Below are 17,236 nucleotides of genomic sequence, written 5' to 3' on the forward strand. Positions count from 1 at the left end.
ACAGGCCGCAGATCGAGTGCCCGACGAGTTCGCCGCCCGCGTCCTGACGGTTCCGCCGATGCGGAGCGTGTCGTCAACGCCCTCCCGCACAGCGCAGCGACGACTCCCTGACCACTCCGATCGCCTACACGAGTAATGGAGACCAGTCATGGGTTTCGCCAGCCCGTTCCCCGACGTGCACATCCCCGAAGTGAGCGTGTTCGACCTGCTTTTCAGAGACATCGGCCAGACGGATCCGGACCGGATCGCGCTCGTCGATGCCGCGGGTGGCGTGCGGACCACCTACTGGGAGCTCATCGAGCGGATCAACGCGACAGCCGGCGCACTGGCCGCTCGAGGTATCGGCGTGGGGGCCGTGGTGGGTCTGCTGGCGCCGAACTCGTCCCTGTTCGCCGTGGCCTTCCACGGCATTCTGCGGGCCGGTGCCACCGCGACCACCATCAACGCGTTGTTCACCGCCCATGACGTCGCCAAACAGCTCACCGACGCGAACGCGACGATGCTGATCACCGTCCGCGCGTTGCTGCCGCAGGCACGGGAGGCGGCACAGACCGTCGGGATCGCACCGGAGAACCTGATCGTCCTCGACGGCGACGGTGAAACCGCCACCGGACACCCGAACGCCGACGACCTGTTCGCCCCGGGCGCCCCGGCACCACAGGTCGACTTCGATCCCGCCACGCACCTGGCGGTGTTGCCCCACAGCTCCGGAACCACGGGCCACCCCAAGGGCGTCATGCTCACCCACCGGAACCTGGTGGCCAACATGGCGCAGATCCGGCCGCTGCTCGCGATGAGGTCCGACGACAAGATCCTCGCGGTGCTGCCGTTCTTCCACATCTACGGCATGACGGTGCTGCTCAACGCCGCGTTGCAAGCGCGGGCGACATTGGTCGTCATGCCCCGGTTCGACCTGACCGAATTCCTGGACACCATCCAGGAACACCGGGTCACCTACGGCTTCATCGCTCCTCCGGTCGCGGTGGCGCTGGCCAAGCACCCGCTGGTCGACCAGTACGACCTGTCATCGCTGCACACCATCGTGTCCGGCGCCGCACCGCTGGACGCCGAACTCGGCACCGCCGTGGCCAAGCGGCTGGACGTGCGGATGAACCAGGGCTACGGCATGAGCGAGCTGAGCCCGGTCAGCCACAGCATGCCCGCGGACGGCGGCCGGGAACGCTTCGGCGAGGTCGCACCGCTGAGCTCGTGCGGCTGGCCCGTCCCCAACACGATCAACAAGATCGTCGACCCCGCCACCGGCGACGAAGTCACCTACCCCGCGGAAGGGCTGAGCGAGCCGGGCGAGTTGTGGGTCAAGGGGCCGAACGTGATGACCGGCTACCTGGGCAACGAGGAGGAGACCACCGCCGCGATCGACCGCGACGGGTTCCTGCACACCGGCGACCTCGCCCGCGTCGACCACACCGGCCGGGTGTTCATCGTCGACCGGCTCAAGGAACTGATCAAGTTCAAGGGCTACCAGGTTCCACCCGCCGAACTCGAAGCCCTGCTGCTCACCCACCCGGCCATCATCGACACAGCGGTCATCGGGGTCACCGACGACGACGGTGAGGAGATTCCCAAGGCCTTCGTCGTCCGCCGCCCCGCCCGACCACGTGACACGCACGCGGCCGCCGGAGGCGCTCGACAGGCGGCTCCGGCGGCCTGCCGCGGTTCGTCACGAGGCGCGGCGCCACGCACGAACCGCGGATCAGGCGTTGGCGCCCTGGGGTAGGAGTGCCTCGCCGAGCATGCGCCAGTACCGCGTTGCGGACTCGCCCGGCTCGATCCCGATCACCTGCACCGCGACGTGATCGGCGCCGGCCTCGACGTGAGCCTGGAGCTTCTCGGCGATGTTGTCCAGGTCGCCCCAGAACACGAGGTCGTCGACGATGCGGTCGCTGCCGTTGGCGATCTCCTCCTCCGAGTAGCCCAGCCGACGGAACTTCGCGATGTTGTACGGGGTGTTCAGATAGATGTGCAGGTGCTCCCGCGCGATCGCGCGGGCCTTGTCGGGGTCGGACTCGAACAGCACCGCGTGCTCGACGCCCAGGAACGCGTCCGGCCCGAGGATCTCGCGCGCCTGCGCGGTATGCGCCACGTTGACGTGATAGGTCTGCGCGCCGGCGGTGCGTTCGCGAGCCAGGTGGAGCATCTTGGGCCCGTACGCGGCCATGATGCGGCGCATCGGAGCCTTCGGCATGGGGTTGGGCGTCTCCAGTGCGTCCATCTCGTCGAGGTACGCGGTCATGGCCGCCAGGGGCTTGGCCCCCGGCTGTCCGCCGCCGACGCCCAGCCCGAGCACGTGCCGGTCGGGGTAGGCGTCGGCCAACAGGAGGGCGGCGCCGTAAGCCCACCGGGCCCCGCGTGACCAGATCTGCGCGATGCCGTTGACGACGCTCATCTGCTCGGTGCAGGAGAGCAGATAGCCGGCGTGCGTGAGCGCGTCGCGCCCGAGGAGCTCGGGGATCCACAACGCGCGCCAACCCTGCTCCTCCAGTTCCTGAACCGACTCGCGTATCCGCGCTGCCGGCTGGACCTCGAAGTCGAAGGTGTAGACCCCGAACGTCCCGAGAGCCAGGCCATCGATGTCGCCCATCGAACATCCCCCCGTACGATTGCAGTAGACAGACCTGTCTGTTAACTTACACGTCGTGAGCACCGCGTCAACGCGACGTCCCGCCCGGGATCGCATCCTCGACACCGCCTGCGAGCTGTTCTACGCCCACGGCATCCACGCCGTAGGGGTGGACCGGTTGATCGCCGAGTCGGGAGTCGCCAAGGCCACGCTGTACAAGCAGTTCCCCAGCAAGGATGACGTGGTCGCCGCCTACCTGCGGCGGATGGACGACAGGTGGCAGCGCGGGCTGCGTTCGACGGCGCTCGCGGCCGGGGACGACCCGCGCGAACAACTCGTCGGCGTCTTCGTCGCACTGGAGCACGCGGCGCGAGAGGGCACGCTCGGCTGCGCGTTCATCAACGCGGCGGCGGAGTACCACCCCGGCAGCACCGCGCACGCCATCACCGCCGAGCACAAGCGCGCTGTGCGCGCCTGGGTGCGCGACCTGACCGCCGCGGCCGGCGCCGCGGACCCCGACACGCTCGCACTCCAGCTCACACTCCTCATCGACGGCACGCTGGCGGCGACGCGCGTCGAACACGCCGATGTCGCCGCCGGCGCGGCCAGGCAGGCGGCGCAAGCCATGATCGACTCGGCCTGCCCGCAACCCGACTGACCCTGTCGGACTCATAACGCCCGGCGGCTTCCTTGCCGATCACCGCCCCACCCGAATAGCATTACGACCATAATTCAATGACCGGGCTCACGACGACCGACGACTCGACCGGCGCTCGTTCCGAGAGGGGTGCCAGGCCGCGCCACCACCTGCCCGGCACCCCTTCCCAACCGGCTTCCGGGACGCGCCCACCAGTCATCACCGGCCCGGCGGCGTCGATCCGAGCATCGCGGCTTTCTCACTTACCAGGAGCTTCTTCGTGGACCTCTCCACCAGCACCGTCCTCGTCACCGGAGCCAACCGCGGGTTCGGCCGGGCGCTCACCAACGCCCTGCGCGTCCAACTCGCCGACCAGGACATCCTGGTGGCCGGACTGCACGTCGGCTACATGGACACCGACATGACCGCAGGCGTCACCGCGCACAAATCCGACCCCACCGACATCGCCCGCATCGCGGCCATCCGTGGCCGCACCCGCGGCGCCGGCAACGAGCTGGCGCTCGCCTGCGACCTGCGGTACGCCAGTCGCGAGAAGGCGTTCTTCGGCCAGCCCGAGGTCGGTATCGGAATCGTTCCCGGCGGAGGTGGAACCGAGCGACTCCCCCGACCCATCGGCCGCGACCGGGCGCTCGAGGCCATCCTCGGCAGCGCCGACTACGACGCCGACGTGGCCGAGCGCTGGGGATGGGTCACGCGAGCCCTGCCCGACGCGGAACTCGACGCCTTCGTCGACGCGACGGTCGCCCGCCTCGCCTCCTTCGACCGGCAGGCATTGGCGACCGCGAAGGCGATGGTCAACCGAGCGACACTGCCGCCGGACGCCGACCTGGTCACCAGGTACGGCGAGTTCGTGGACTCGCTGACGAACCCGGGATACCTGGTTCGCGCGGCGGCGCTCGGCGCGCTGGTCGCCGACAAGGGTCTCGACGTCGAATACCACCTGGGCGAGTACCTCGGCCTGGCCAACCAGACCACCTGATCACTTCTCGCCGCGGGAGAGCCCGACCGCGATGCTCGACAAGGCCGACTCACCCGTAGCGTTCTGCCGCGTCGGCAGATTCCACGGTCGGTCGGGCACCCGTCGCGACGGGTGCCCGACCACATGGAGTCTCCGGTCGGCTGGGGCTGTGACCTGCGCGGGTTGCGGCGGCGTCTGCTGCGGCCTCGATCCGCGAGCGGCCTGCACGGAATCCCTGAACTCGCCCACCTGGCCGGGGGTCGGGCGCGCCTGCCTCAATTCAAGAAGCTCGTCGCCGAAAGGGTCTCGAACAGGCGGATCTCCCCCTGGGTGAGCACCGAATTCCGGGGAGCCGACGGAGGAGGCCTCGGCTCACTGGTCGTCTCCGCCTCCTGCGGCATCGAGGGCAAGCGCGTCATCGCCTACAAGCCGCTGCTGGACCGGGCTATCGAACTCGCCGTCCACAAGCCGGAGAAGTGCGTGATCCTGCAACGCCCGCAGGCGCGGGCCGAGTTGGGGCCCGATGACCTCGACTGGGGCGACCTGGTCGCCGCCGCGCCTCCGGTCGACTGCGTGTCCGTCGCCGCGAACGATCCCTTGTACATCCTCTACACGTCCGGAACGACCGGAAAACCCAAGGGAGTCGTCCGTGACTGCGGCGGCTACGCGGTCGCCCTGCACTGGTCGATGGGTGCGGTGTACGACGTGGGTCCGGGCGAAACGATGTTCACCGGCTCCGACGTCGGCTGGGTCGTCGGGCACTCCTACATCGTCTATGCGCCCCTGCTGGTCGGCGCCACGACGATCCTGTACGAGGGCAAGCCGGTCGGCACCCCGGACGCGGGCCAGTTCTGGCGCGTCGCCGCCGAGTACGGCGTCAAGACCATGTTCACGGCGCCCACCGCCTTCCGCGCCATCCGCAAGGAGGACCCGAAGGGGACGTTCACCCGCAGGTTACGACCTGTCCGCCCTGCACTACCTCTTCCTCGCCGGCGAGCGCCTCGACCCCGAGACCTACCACTGGGCGACCGACCTGCTGGGCATCCCGGTGGTCGACCACCGGTGGCAGACCGAGACCGGCTGGCCCATCGTCGCCAACCCGGTCGGCATCGAAGCCGCTCCCCTCAAGCCCGGCTCCCCCACCCGCCCGCTGCCGGGCTGGGACGTCCGCGTCCTCGACCCCTCGGGCGAACCGGTGCCCGCGGGCGTCGACGGAGCGATCGTCGTGAAGCTGCCCCTGCCGCCCGGTGCGCTCCCCACCCTCTGGAACGACGACGACGGCTTCGTCGCCTCCTACCTGTCCGCCTTCGACGGCTACTACCTCACCGGTGACAGCGGGCACATCGACGACGACGGCTACGTCTTCGTCATGGGCCGCACCGACGACGGTGTCGAGATCCACGGCGCCAACGGCTACCTGCCGCACCAGTTCCTCGCCACCAACACCAACCACCGCACCGACCGCTACGGCGGCTCGATCGAGAACCGGATCCGCTTCGCGGTCGAGATCGCCACGGCCGTGGCCGACGAGATCGGCGCCGCCCACACCGGCATCCGCATCTCTCCCGGGAACCCCTTCAACGACATCGCGGAGACCGACACCCACGAGCTGTACCCGGCACTCGTCAGCGCCCTCGCTCCGCTCGACCTGGCCTACCTGCACATCGGCCACGGCGGCGACGACGAACTCCTGCGCACCCTGCGCGGCATCTGGCCGACCGCGCTGATCGTCAACCGCGGCTTCACCGACATCGCCACCCGCGTCAAGGACATCGACGACGGCCTGGCCGACATCGTCTCCGTCGGCGTCATGGCGCTCGCCAACCCCGACCTGGTCGAGCGCGTGCGCACCGGCGCGCCCCTCAACGACCCCGACCCCGCCACGTTCTACGGCGGCGGCGAAGCCGGCTACACCGATTACCCCACCCACGCAGCCTGACCAAGCGCCCGGCGCCCGAGGAATTCACCGAACTCGGGCACCTCGACACGGCTACTGCGCACGGCGGCCCTGCGACCCGAGGAGTCGCGGGGCCGCCGCCGAGCTGAATCCCGGCGTCGCCGTGGCGTATCAGTGAACGGAGCGCCCCGACGACCGCGTCACCTTTGAGGGGCGGGCACCGGGAAGAGCAGGCAGCTGCTGGTGGCGTGGGCGAGCAGGCGGTCCGTCGAGTCGACCAACCGCGCCTCGGCGAGGGCGGTTTGACGGCCGCTGCTGACAACCGTGCCGATGGCGCGCACCTTGCCCGTGTCCACGGTGACCCGGCGCAGGAACTTCACCGTCAGGTCGAGCGAGGTGTACGCCACGCCTTGCGGGAGGGTGGAGTGGACGGCGCAACCCGCCGCCGAGTCGAGCAGGGTGGCGAAGATGCCGCCGTGCACGCTGCCGATCGGGTTGTAGTGCTCCTCCCCCGGCATCAGGGAGAAGACCGCGCGGCCGGGCTCCACCTCGTCCAGGGCGAAGTCGACGGTGTAGTTGATGGGCGGCCCCGGCAGTCGGCCCGCCAGCAGTTCGCGCAGGAAGTCGATGCCGGCCATGCGCCCGGCGGCTTCCGCCAGGATCGCGGGATCTTCCCAGTGATACGCACGTGTTCGTCCCACGACCCAGCGCCTCCCGATCTGACTTTTTCAGGTGAAGCTAGCCGGGCACCCACCTGACTGTCAACGACGAAGCCAGGCCCTTACGATGGCGGGATGGAGTGGCTTGAGGTGAGCACGGAGAACTGCCCCGTCCAGCGCACGCTCGACGTCGTCGGGGAGAAGTGGACGCTGCTGATCCTGCGTGACGCCGTCAACGGAGTCCGCCGCTTCGACGACTTCCACCGCCACATCGGCCTGTCCGAAGCCGTCCTCAGCGACCGCCTCCGGAAGCTGATCTCGGCCGGCATCCTGAAGACCGTCCCCTACCAGGAGCCGGGCAGCCGCTCCCGCAACGAGTACCGCCTGACCCGCAAGGGCTGGGACCTGTGGCCCGTCCTGGTGGCGCTGAACCAGTGGGGCGAGACCTACGCCCTCGACCCCGACGGCCCCGTGCTGGACGTTCGCCACACCGACTGCGACGCTCCGGTCCGCGTCGTCGTCGAGTGCTCCGCGGAGCACTCACCCCTCACCCCCGGGGACGTCACCGCCCGACCGGGACCGGGCGCCCGCCCGCGCCCGTGAGGCGCGAACCTCGGCCTCGCGGGCCGGACGGCCGCCGATCACGGGAATCGAGAGCCCTCACCTTCATGCGCTGAACGGGCCGTCGACCCTCAGCCGGGCGGCTGCCCGCCTCCGCCGTGCCGACCAGCCGGAGGCCCGGATCACGCGCCGACCGTGCTTCGCACCGACTACCGCTCGAGGAACTCGAGCGCTTTCCCCACGAACTGCCCGTGGAACTGGAAGATGCCGCCGTGGCCGGTGTCGGGGTAGATCACCAATTCGCTGGTCGGCGTGGTCAGGCGGCGAGGAAGTCGACCACCTGCTTGGTGAAGGCCTTGGCGTACTGGAAGAGGAAGGCGTGGCCGGCACCGCTGTAGAGGACGAGGACGGCATTGTCGAGGTGCTGGACCGCGACGTAGGAGTTGTGGGCGGGGATCATCACGTCGTTCAGACCGTTGGCGTAGAGGACCGGGTGCTTGATGGCCTCCAGTTCCGCCTGGACCTGGTCGAAGGGGGCGGCCAGGAGCTGACCCGCCGCGGTGAGCATGCCCTGCGCCGCGACCTCGGAGACCGCAGGTCCGCCGGCGGCGAGTCGGAGCGAGACGTGGTTGAAGTGCTCGTGCCCGGAAGCGCGGGCCGCCTCCGTGTCGGGGTAGAAGAGGTACAGCATGTCCTCCAGGTCGGCATCGGGCTTGGCCATGATGCCCAGGACCTTCTCGCTCATGGGCGGCGCATCGGGCACCCAGCCGGCCGGACTGCTCCCCGCCACGACGAGCTTGCGCACCAGCTCAGGGCGTCGCAGTGCCACGCGTTGGGCCACGATGCCACCCAGGGACCAGCCGAGCAGATCGGCCTGCGCCAAACCGAGGGCCTCGATGAACTCGATGGCACCCTCGGCGAACCCTTCGAGGGAGTCGCGCGGTTCGCCGCCCGTGTAGCCGACGCCGACGTTGTCGAACACGATCACGTCGCGGTCGGCGGCCAGGTAGTCCAGGAACTCCGGGTCCCACCAGTCGATCGTCCCCCGGAAACGGTTCAGCAGGACCAACGGGACACCACCCTGCGGACCCATCCGCCGGTAGGTGAACCGCGCAGAAGGACCCTCGACGGCGAGGTCCTCGGCCTTGTCAGCCAGATACGTGCTCATGACGTCCTTGTCTTGTCGGCGGATGTGCGAGGTCTCGCGGGCCTGCTCGCGCAGCGCACCGCCCTGCCGAGCGCCTGGGCGGTTGACGCCTCCGAGGCGAGACAATGACCTTATGTTCGTACTACTATGCACGGAGCGGCGGGGCGCGAGCAAGCCCCAGGGAGGTGACCAGCGACACCTCGTCGCCGATCAACCAATTCCCGACACCCTGAAGTCATTGGATTACGTTCGAAATCACATACAGCGAGAGAGCCGGTGGAGAGCGAGCAGCCCTCCCTGCGAGCGAAGGAGCACGTGGTGCGCTACGGGAAAGAGCACAAGCAGGCGACCAGACAGCGGATCGTCGAGACAGCCGGTCGCCGGTTCAAGCGGGACGGCACCGACGACTCGAGCGTCTCGACACCCATGAAGGACTTCAGGGCTGACCAACGGCGCCTTCTACGCCCACTTCACGTCCAAGGACGACCTCGTCGCCACCGCGGTCGCCGACCAGTTGCACGCACAGCACAGCCCTCACCAAGCAGGCCTACACCGACGGCGTGCTGATGGTCATCGACAGCATCGCCGCCCGCACCACAGGGTGCCGACCGGCGACCAACCCGTCCCACTCCTGCCACCGACGCGACACACCCGAGAAGAAGCGCCAACTTGCGATCCGCCCACCGGCCGTTTAGAATTATGACCGTACGCCAATGGGCTTGGGCACGGTGCCGAGCCACACGGGCAGCCGCCGGCATTCGTGACGCGAGGTCGGCCAACCCCGACTGTTGCCGACCGCAGCGCGCGTCGGGCACTACGCCGAGTGCGCCCCACACGCGCTCATCATCGAGGACGTCCAGCCCTCCGGCGGCGGCCCGGGATGAGCAGTACCCTCGTCCGCTCGCGGACGAGGCATGAGACGACAAGGACCCGGACGTGAGCACACCGCGGAATCACCTTTCACACCCGCCGGCGTCGTACCAGAACGCGGTGACCCGCTCCGTATCCGGGCCACGCTGAAGGGCGCCCTGACACGTCAGGATCCGAAGCTGTCCTTCTTCTTCACCGAGACCGCCAACGGCCGAGGGGCGGGACTTGCCCTCCTGGAGCGGCTGAAGGAGCGCACGGACAACCGCGACAAAGACATCTCGCTGTCGTCGCTCCGCGCCCAGATGAAGGCCGTCAAACAGTGGGGCCGCCGGACACCGTCAGACCTGTCGGCCATCCGCCAACCAGTCCTCGTGGCAAACGGTGAGAACGACCGGATGGTGCCCAGCCAGAACACACTCGACCTGGCCGCGCGTCTGCCCAAGAGCGAACTCGTCCCCCTCTACCCGGATGCCGGCCACGGTGGGATCTTCCAGTACCACGATGAATTCGTGACAAGGGCGCTCGGGTTCCTCGGATCCTGAGCCTGAGCGGAGTCAGCTCAGCGTGACGACCCACTCCACGTGCAAGCCAAGGAAACCCCGAGAAAGCAGGCCGAGATGAAGGCATTCGTGGTCGAGAAGTACGGCAAGGACGGCCTCGTCGCCGCCGACGTGCCCGAGCCGGAGGTCGGCGACCGTGACGTCCTGGTCAAGGTCAGCGCGGCGAGCATCAACCCGCTGGACAAGATGGTCCGCAACGGGGAGTTCAAGCAGCTCCTCAAGTACAAGACGCCGTTCGTGCTCGGGCACGACGTCGCCGGCGTGGTCACCCGGGTCGGCTCCGCCGTCCGCGAGTTCGAGGTCGGCGACGAGGTCTACGCCCGCCCCCGCGACCTGCGCATCGGGACCTTCGCCGAGTACATCGCCATCGACCAGGACGACGTCGCCCGCAAACCGGCCTCCCTGACCCTGCACGAGGCCGCCGCGGTTCCTCTCGTCGCCCTCGCCGCGTGGCAGACGCTCGTCGACGTGGCAAAGGTCAAGCCCGGCCAGAAAGTGCTCGTCCACGCCGGTGCCGGCGGCCTGGGCTCGACGGTGGTCCAGCTCGCCAAGCACCTGGGCGCCTACGTCGCGACGACGGCGCACACCAACGATGCGGACAAGGCACGCGGACTCGGCGCCGATGAGGTCATCGACTTCACCACGACCGACTTCGCCGACGTGCTCTCCGGCTACGACTTCGTACTCGACTCCCTCGGCGGCACCAACCTCGAGAAGTCGTTGACCGTCCTCAAGCCCGGCGGCCTGGCCATCAGCGTGGTCGGCCCGCCCGACGCCGCGTTCGCCCAGCAGGTGGGCCAGCCGATCCTGCGGCCGGTCATGGCGATGTTGAGCAGCAAGGTCCGCAGGAAGGCGAAGAAGCTCGGGGTGCGCTACTCCTTCTTCTTCATGCGGGCCAACGGCGCGCAGCTGCGCAAGCTCGCTGCCCTCTACGACGCGGGCCACCTCCGGCCGGTCCTCGATGACCGGAGCTTCCCCTTCGACCAGACCCTCGACGCACTCGCCTACGTCGAACAGGGCAAAGCCAGCGGCAAGGTCGTCGTCACGCGCGACAGCGCGGACAAGCCCTGACTTGGTCCACTCGGGACCCTCTGCATCCATCTGACCCTCCCCTGGTTGTCCGTCAACGGGTCAAGCCCACACCGAACACATCGGCGACGCGCAGATGCTCTTGATCCTGGACAACTGCGAGCACCTGGCCGAGGCTGCGCGAAACTCACCAGCGAACTGCTGTCCGCCTGCCCCGCGCTACGAGTGCTGGCCACCAGCCGTGAAGCACTGCGCATCGCCGGGGAAACCCGCTACCTGGTGCCACCGCTGTCCGTGCCGAAGCCCGGGCAGGCGGTGGGCGAGGGCGATTTCCAGCGCTACGAGGCTGCCCGGCTGTTCGTGGACCGGGCCACCGCGCTCACCCTCACCCCGGACGACATGCAAGCCGTGATCGAGCTGTGCCGGCGCCTGGACGGGTTGCCACTGGCCAACGCGCCGGAGAACTGGTGGCAAGCCCCGCCCCGGACACCGACATCGCACTCGTCTACTCGGCCGACACCAAATGGCGCTCGAGAGCATCCCGATGCTGCACGACGACACCGGGAAAGGCACCGGCGAGCCCGACCGGCGCTCCTACCAGGCCGTGTTCGACGTCTTCTACCGCGGCGTGTTCGACGCCGGGCTACAGGCACGGATCGCACACCCGACACAGGTCTTCGCCGAAGACCCAACGGCCTTCGCCGTCCACCATCCCGTGCTGATCGCCGCCGGGCTTCTCATCGCCACCGACGAGCACCTCGCCTGGCTCGACCGGTACGCGGCGGCCGGCGGCCACCTGGTGCTGGGACCGGCTACGGCGACGACGAGGCCCGCGCACGCAGAACGCAAACCCGCGCTGCTCACCGACGCCTCCGGCGTCTGGTACGACGAGTTCAGCACCATCGAGCGGCCCGTCCCCACCCGCGCCACCGCCGGCTCCCCTCTCGACATCCCGACCGGCACCCACGCACCCGGCGGATCGACGGCGTGCAGGCAGAAGACGCCGAGGTACTGGCAGAGTACGAGCACCCGCACCTCTCCCGCTGGCCCGCCATCACCACCCGAGCCCACGAGACCGGGCGCGTCACCTACGTCGGCACCGTCCCCGACCACACGCCGGCCACCACGCTCGCCCGCCGGCTCGCACCCCGATGCCACCTGGCGACCGGCGAGCCCCGGCCAGACCGTCACCGGCGCCACCGCCCACCACAGCTCCGGCTGCGGTTCGTGCACAACTGGTCCTGGAAACCCAGCAGCTTCCCGCTGCCGGCGCCGGTACAGGATGTGCTGACGGGCACGAAGATCGACACGGGCACGGAACTGAAGCTCGAAGCCTGGGACGTCCGCGTGCTGCGCCGGATGCCGCAAGCGACGAGCAGGCGATCGAGCAGAACCAACTCTTGGCGGCCTGCGGGCAGCGCGCGTCCCAGGGGCCCCAGGCGTGTCGGAGCTGCCGACTCCGCGCGTCCGCGCTACTGGGTGGCGTCCAGCAGGGTGAGCGCGTTGTGGACGCCCTGCTCGAGGACTTCATCGGCGAGTTTCCGGTCAGCCAAGGCACGGGACAGTTGCACCGTCCCGATCATCAAGGCGAAGACGCTGAGCGTCTTCGCACGCGCCGAGGACGGATCGTGCGGCGCCAGGCGGGAGGCGATGTCGTCGACGACGGTCAGCGCGCCGTCGGTGTACGCGCGTTTGGTGGCGTCAGTGGCACGGCCGATCTCGTCGAGCAGCGCAGCGGACGGGCAGCCGTGTTCGGGGTTGTCGCGGTGTTCGGCCGTGAGGTACGCACGAACGAACTGCTCGATTCCCGCGCGACCGGGCGCCAGCGCGCTGAGGCTCTCGCACTGTCCGCGGAGCTGGTCGGCGACCACGTTGGCCACGAGGTCGTCCTTGGACGCGAAGTGGGCGTAGAAGGCGCCGTTGGTCAACCCGGCATCCGACATCAGCGTGGCGACACCGGAGCCGTCGATGCCGTCGCGCTTGAACCGGCGGCCGGCCCTCTCGATGATCCGCTGCCGCGTCGCCTGCTTGTGCTCCTTGTCGTACCGCGCCACGCCACACGCTCCTTCACCCGCCGGCCGCCTGTCCTCGACCCCGCACGCTTTGATCATGCGACCATAATTCAACGCCCGGAAGATCTTGTGCCCGGCCCGACCACTATGACATTATGGCCATACTATCATAGTGGTCGGGCCGGCTACGGCAGCAGCTCGACCGGCAGCACCCATGACGAGCACCCTCCTCGACCCCCGCCAGGCCGACCGGGCGGCAACACCCGGAACGCGGTAACGCGCCAACCCCGCCCACGCGGCGAACGACACTTGATATCCACCAACGACTGCGACGAGTACCCCTTCGCCGTCACCCACCAGGGCGTGCAGATGACCACATCGTCGAAGAGGACCCTTTCTACGTGCTGATCAGGGACTGATACCGTCACGCGGCGTGACCGGTGACAGTCTCCGGTCACGCCGAGCTGACCGGCATCGATCCGGACGCCACCCCGACTGTGCTGACCACGCTGCGCTGGTGGTGGGCCTGTTCCACCTGGCACACCAGCTGACCACGCCGAGGATTGGGCAGCACCGCCAGCGACCTCGTGGGCAGCACCACCCACCTGGTTCTCTCGCCCAACCCGGCTTGATCACGCAGTCCTGTGGTTCACCCGGAGAGCCCATGCGGCGACCGTGGCGGAACTCGCTGCGCGCCTCGCGCCAGTTCGGGTCGTCGCCGGTGTAGCGCAACGGTTGCCTTGGTTCCTCGGCCCAGATCCAGGCGCTCTGCTCACCGCTCAGGGATTTCGGGCCGACGACCTCGTGGGTGCCGACCGGGAAGTCCGGCTCGGCCGGCGCGCCCGCGAGCCGCAGCTTGCCCGCGTGCGCCGGGATCATGCGTGCCGGTTTGCTGACGTTCGTCCCGCGCTGCGTAGGCCGCTGGGGTGAGGCCGGTGCGGTTGCGGAAGAAGCGCCCGAAGTCGGCGGCGTCGGGAAAGCCCAGGTGGGCAGCGACGGCGCTCGCCGTCCAGCGGCTGAGGCCGAGCAGGCGGCGGGCTTCGAGGAGACGGCGCTCGTCGATCACCTGCCGCGCTCCGGTGCCGGCGGTGTCCTGTGCGGCGCGGGTGAGGGTGCGGACCGAGCAGCCGAGCAGGCGGGCGTAGTCGTCCACGCGGTGCAGCTCGCGGAAGTGCAGTTCCAGTGCGTCGAGGAATTGCCGGTGGACCGTGGCGCGTCGGCCGCCGGTGCGGCCGTCGGGCGGCGGTGGGGTGGTGTCCGGGTCGTGGGCGAGGCGGAGCAGCAGTGCTTCCAGCAGGCTGCGCCGCAGAGCGTGATGAAGGTCGAGGGAGCGTCGTCCCAGCGCGCGGTGTTCGTCGAGGAGCTGGAGGGCGGTGCGCTCGGCCCAGGGGGCGTCTTCGGGGTGCGGGGTCAGGACGGCGGGCGCGTCGTGTGCGGTGACGGGGGTGAGCAGCCGTGCCGTCTCCGCCCCCAGGACGTCCTGCTCGAACAGGATGAAGGGGCCTGTGGCGGTACCGGGCGGGTGCCAGCACTGCGTGTGGCCAGGGCGTACCCACAGCCACTGGCCGGGGATGACGGTGCGGGTGACGTGGTCGACGTCGTGGTACAGCGCTCCGGACGTCACGAGGATGAGGTAGTGGAAGGTGGCCCGGCCGGGGAGGGGAGGGTTCCACGGCCAGTCGTCGTGGTGGGCGTGGAAGTCCTCGATGGTGGTGACTTCCAGGCCGTACGGGGTGCCGACCGGGGGCCGGAAACCGTACAGCGGAGTGGGCGCACCCGCCGGGGAGGCGGATGCCTTGACCCTGCCCGTCTGTCCGTTGCTGACCATCATATGTCCGACAGCTTAGCGTCCGAATGCCCGATCCCGGTGAATAGTGGCTGGTGGGGCCCGCACGGCCGGGCCGATGCGGCCGACCACGGCATCCATGAAGGGAGATGGGATGAGCGTCGACAAGGAAGAGATCAGCAAGACCGTTCTTGAGCTGGAGAAGTCCTTCAACGAGCGGTGGAGCGTCGGCGACAACCGCGGCTACCTCGACAACTACGCCGAGGAGATCGGCTACTTCGATCCGGTTCTGAAGGAACTTGTCGTCGGTCGCGACGCGGTCATCGCGCACATCGAGTCGATCTACTCGAACCCGCACATCGTGCGGAGCGAGTACCTCAACCCCGCCGTGAACGTCAGCGACAGTGGTGATTTCGCGGTTCTGGCCTACAACCTGGACACGTACGTGCTCGACGACAACGGCGACGAGCAGCAGCTCCGTGCGTGGAACGCCACGGAGGCTTACCGGCTGATCGACGGTGAGTGGCGCATCGTGCACTCCAACTGGGCGTTCACCCGGACCGCGGAAGGCGCGATCGCGTCCTGACGGAGAGGGGCCGAGGTGCGCCCAGCACAGCACGTGCCAGACATGACTCTCATAGATGGCAACGAGATCCTGCTTTACATCTCGCGTCCACTGTCGACAGAGGCTCCTTGTTCGGGGTGGTGCACGTGCACGGTGGCGGGAAGGGACCATCGGCATGATCCGCGGAGTCGTGCCCTTAGTACTGCAACGACAGGTTGTAATCTGAAGCTGGCTCTGGTAGTTGATCTTGGCGTGTTGGTGGAGATGGTGGCTGGGTGGTCGGCGAGCTTCGAGGCGTTCGTGGGTCGGTTCGCGGCTCGGTTCCCTCGCGTGGAGTCACGACGGCAGATGCGGTCGTATGTGCGTGGTCTGCTCAGCGAAACCGAGCGGAAGAATGGATGGACACTGGCCGAGGCTCTCGGAGACGCCGGCCCGGAACGCATGCAGCGGTTGCTGAACTTCTACGCCTGGGATACCGACGGCCTGCGTGATGACGTGCGTGCCGCAGTCGTCGAGGCTCTCGGTGATGAGCGGCAGGGTGTGCTGATCGTCGATGAGACCGGTTTTCTGAAGAAGGGCTCCAAGTCCGCCGGAGTTGCCCGCCAGTACTCCGGTACCGCCGGCCGGATCGAGAACTCGCAGATCGGGGTGTTCCTGGCCTACGCCTCCGGGCGAGGGCGGGCGTTGATCGACCGGGAGCTGTACCTGCCCAAGGAATGGACCTCCGACCGTGAACGCTGCCGGCGGGTCGGCATCCCTGACGAGGTGAAGCTGGCGACCAGACCCGTTCTCGCGCAACGGATGATCGCTCGTGCCGTGCAAGCCGGGGTGCCGTTTGGGTGGGTCACTGGCGATGAGGCATACGGCGTGGACACCAAGCTGCGGATGTGGCTGGAGTCCGAGGACATCGCCCATGTCCTCGCGGTGGCAAAGAACTCGATGGTGGTCACCATGCAGTTGACCAAGGTTCGGGTCGATCGGGTCATCGCCGAGCTCGCCGAGGACTCATGGACACGGATGAGTTGCGGCGACGGCGCCCATGGGCAGCGAGTCTACGACTGGGCGGTGGTCGACATCCGCCCGCTGCGGTTGACGGAGCGGGGGCATTGGCTGTTGGCTCGTCGTAGCCTGACCGACCCCACCGAAATCGCCTACTACGTCTGCTTCGGCCCCGCGGGCACCACGGTCGACGAACTCGTGCGGGTGGCAGGATCTCGTTGGGCCATCGAGGAGTCCTTTCAGACAGCCAAGAACGAGACCGGCTTGGACCACTACCAGGTCCGTGGCTACCAGGCCTGGTATCGCCACGTCACACTGTCCATGACTGCGGCGGCGTTTCTGGTGATCACCCGGGACGCCGCGAAAAAGGGGGCGCGACACCCGGCGCCGACAACGGGTTGATTCCCTTGTCTTCCAACGAGATCCGTCGCCTCTGGAACCGCATAGCCGCACCCTTGACCCGCACGATCGACCATGTCGTGCACTGGTCGAACTGGCGACGAACAAGCCAGACCCGCGCCCGCATCAGTCACTACCGGAGACGTGGACATCACGACCTGTCGTTGCAGTACTAAGACCCTATACGCCGATCGCGGCTACGACCACGACAAGTACCGCAGGCGCCTGCATGCCAGGGGCATCGCGCCTCGGATCGCCCGCCGCGGTGAACCCCACGGATCCGGCTTGGGCACGGTCAGGTGGGTCGTGGAGCGCACGATGTGCGCCGCGAGGCGCCCTGTTGTATCCCCGGCTCAGCCGGGGGGAACTCGGAGGGAGGTTCCTGGGTCGAATGGCTTACCTGATGCCGAAAGGCTGAGGGGACAAGAGCATGCCAGCTAGAGGGTGTTTGAAAAGCTCAGTTCGGGGCGTTCCCCAGGCGGTGGAGCAGGATCATGATCATGGCCAGGTAGATCGTGTTCTCTGAGGTGTCGATCCGGTACTCGTAGTCCTTGG

Annotated in this window: 13 protein-coding genes and 5 pseudogenes; 13 read left to right on the plus strand and 5 right to left on the minus strand. The window is 68.4% G+C overall.

What is annotated here, in order from left to right; all coding sequences use genetic code 11:
- The first annotated feature begins 148 nt into the window (after window positions 1–148).
- The gene (locus FM051_RS44500; protein ID WP_158853129.1) at window positions 149–1,738 is read left to right on the plus strand and encodes an AMP-binding protein; all 1,590 of its coding nucleotides are present in this window, start codon (window positions 149–151) and stop codon (window positions 1,736–1,738) included.
- On the opposite strand, the gene FM051_RS44505 is transcribed toward FM051_RS44500, so the two are convergent.
- A complete protein-coding gene (locus tag FM051_RS44505) occupies window positions 1,715–2,602 on the minus strand; it encodes a TIGR03620 family F420-dependent LLM class oxidoreductase (protein WP_158853130.1) in 888 nt (295 codons plus the stop codon). The two genes, FM051_RS44500 and FM051_RS44505, sit on opposite strands and share 24 nt — an antisense overlap.
- A 55-nt stretch (window positions 2,603–2,657) precedes the next feature.
- Here FM051_RS44505 and FM051_RS44510 point away from each other — a divergent pair, with 55 nt between their 5' ends.
- From FM051_RS44510 to FM051_RS54240, 4 genes and pseudogenes are all read left to right on the plus strand, one after another.
- Window positions 2,658–3,239, plus strand: a complete 582-nt coding sequence (locus FM051_RS44510; RefSeq protein WP_202919368.1) for a TetR/AcrR family transcriptional regulator — start codon at window positions 2,658–2,660, stop codon at window positions 3,237–3,239.
- Window positions 3,240–3,498: 259 nt separating this feature from the next.
- Window positions 3,499–4,218 carry an enoyl-CoA hydratase-related protein gene (locus tag FM051_RS44515; protein WP_238413114.1) on the plus strand — a complete coding sequence of 240 codons (720 nt, stop codon included), beginning with the start codon at window positions 3,499–3,501 and terminating at the stop codon, window positions 4,216–4,218.
- Window positions 4,219–4,341: 123 nt separating this feature from the next.
- Window positions 4,342–5,602 (plus strand): annotated as a pseudogene (locus FM051_RS54235) (AMP-binding protein); the annotation flags it as partial.
- Between the two features lie 39 nt (window positions 5,603–5,641).
- Window positions 5,642–6,136: pseudogene (locus tag FM051_RS54240) on the plus strand (oxidoreductase); the annotation flags it as partial.
- 158 nt (window positions 6,137–6,294) lie between these two features.
- Here FM051_RS54240 and FM051_RS44525 read toward each other — a convergent pair.
- Entirely contained in the window at window positions 6,295–6,795 is a 501-nt protein-coding gene (locus FM051_RS44525; protein ID WP_158853131.1) for a PaaI family thioesterase, read from the minus strand.
- Between the two features lie 93 nt (window positions 6,796–6,888).
- Here FM051_RS44525 and FM051_RS44530 point away from each other — a divergent pair, with 93 nt between their 5' ends.
- On the plus strand, window positions 6,889–7,356 hold the full coding sequence (locus FM051_RS44530) for a winged helix-turn-helix transcriptional regulator (protein WP_158853132.1): 468 nt from the start codon (window positions 6,889–6,891) through the stop codon (window positions 7,354–7,356).
- A 274-nt stretch (window positions 7,357–7,630) separates the two neighbouring features.
- Here FM051_RS44530 and FM051_RS44535 read toward each other — a convergent pair whose 3' ends face one another.
- Window positions 7,631–8,587, minus strand: a complete 957-nt coding sequence (locus FM051_RS44535; protein ID WP_238413115.1) for an alpha/beta fold hydrolase — start codon at window positions 8,585–8,587, stop codon at window positions 7,631–7,633.
- A gap of 788 nt (window positions 8,588–9,375) precedes the next feature.
- Between FM051_RS44535 and FM051_RS44545 the strand changes: the two genes are divergently transcribed.
- From FM051_RS44545 to FM051_RS54250, 4 genes and pseudogenes are all read left to right on the plus strand, one after another.
- Window positions 9,376–9,873 carry an alpha/beta fold hydrolase gene (locus FM051_RS44545; RefSeq protein WP_202919369.1) on the plus strand — a complete coding sequence of 166 codons (498 nt, stop codon included), beginning with the start codon at window positions 9,376–9,378 and terminating at the stop codon, window positions 9,871–9,873.
- Window positions 9,874–9,948: 75 nt separating this feature from the next.
- Entirely contained in the window at window positions 9,949–10,962 is a 1,014-nt protein-coding gene (locus tag FM051_RS44550; RefSeq protein WP_158853133.1) for an NADP-dependent oxidoreductase, read from the plus strand.
- A gap of 502 nt (window positions 10,963–11,464) precedes the next feature.
- A pseudogene (locus FM051_RS54245) lies at window positions 11,465–11,821 on the plus strand (beta-galactosidase trimerization domain-containing protein); the annotation flags it as partial.
- Window positions 11,822–11,907: 86 nt separating this feature from the next.
- Window positions 11,908–12,219, plus strand: a pseudogene (locus FM051_RS54250) (beta-galactosidase trimerization domain-containing protein); the annotation flags it as partial.
- A 173-nt stretch (window positions 12,220–12,392) separates the two neighbouring features.
- Here the strand turns inward: FM051_RS54250 and FM051_RS44565 are convergent.
- Together FM051_RS44565 and FM051_RS44570 are read right to left on the minus strand one after the other, a co-directional pair.
- Entirely contained in the window at window positions 12,393–12,974 is a 582-nt protein-coding gene (locus tag FM051_RS44565) for a TetR/AcrR family transcriptional regulator (protein WP_158853135.1), read from the minus strand.
- Between the two features lie 730 nt (window positions 12,975–13,704).
- Complete coding sequence (locus tag FM051_RS44570; RefSeq protein ID WP_238413116.1) at window positions 13,705–14,763, minus strand: helix-turn-helix domain-containing protein; 1,059 nt, start codon at window positions 14,761–14,763, stop codon at window positions 13,705–13,707.
- Window positions 14,764–14,872: 109 nt separating this feature from the next.
- Here FM051_RS44570 and FM051_RS44575 point away from each other — a divergent pair, with 109 nt between their 5' ends.
- The 3 genes and pseudogenes from FM051_RS44575 to FM051_RS44585 form a co-directional block, all read left to right on the plus strand.
- A complete protein-coding gene (locus FM051_RS44575; protein ID WP_158853136.1) occupies window positions 14,873–15,304 on the plus strand; it encodes a YybH family protein in 432 nt (143 codons plus the stop codon).
- 243 nt (window positions 15,305–15,547) lie between these two features.
- Window positions 15,548–16,684 (plus strand): IS701 family transposase, encoded by a 1,137-nt coding sequence (locus FM051_RS44580; protein ID WP_158853144.1) that lies wholly within the window; start codon window positions 15,548–15,550, stop codon window positions 16,682–16,684.
- Between the two features lie 171 nt (window positions 16,685–16,855).
- A pseudogene (locus FM051_RS44585) lies at window positions 16,856–16,999 on the plus strand (IS5/IS1182 family transposase); the annotation flags it as partial.
- Window positions 17,000–17,236: the final 237 nt, after the last annotated feature.

Source organism: Saccharothrix deserti, from assembly GCF_009769385.1.
In the GTDB taxonomy this organism is placed as follows: Bacteria; Actinomycetota; Actinomycetes; order Mycobacteriales; family Pseudonocardiaceae; genus Actinosynnema; species Actinosynnema deserti.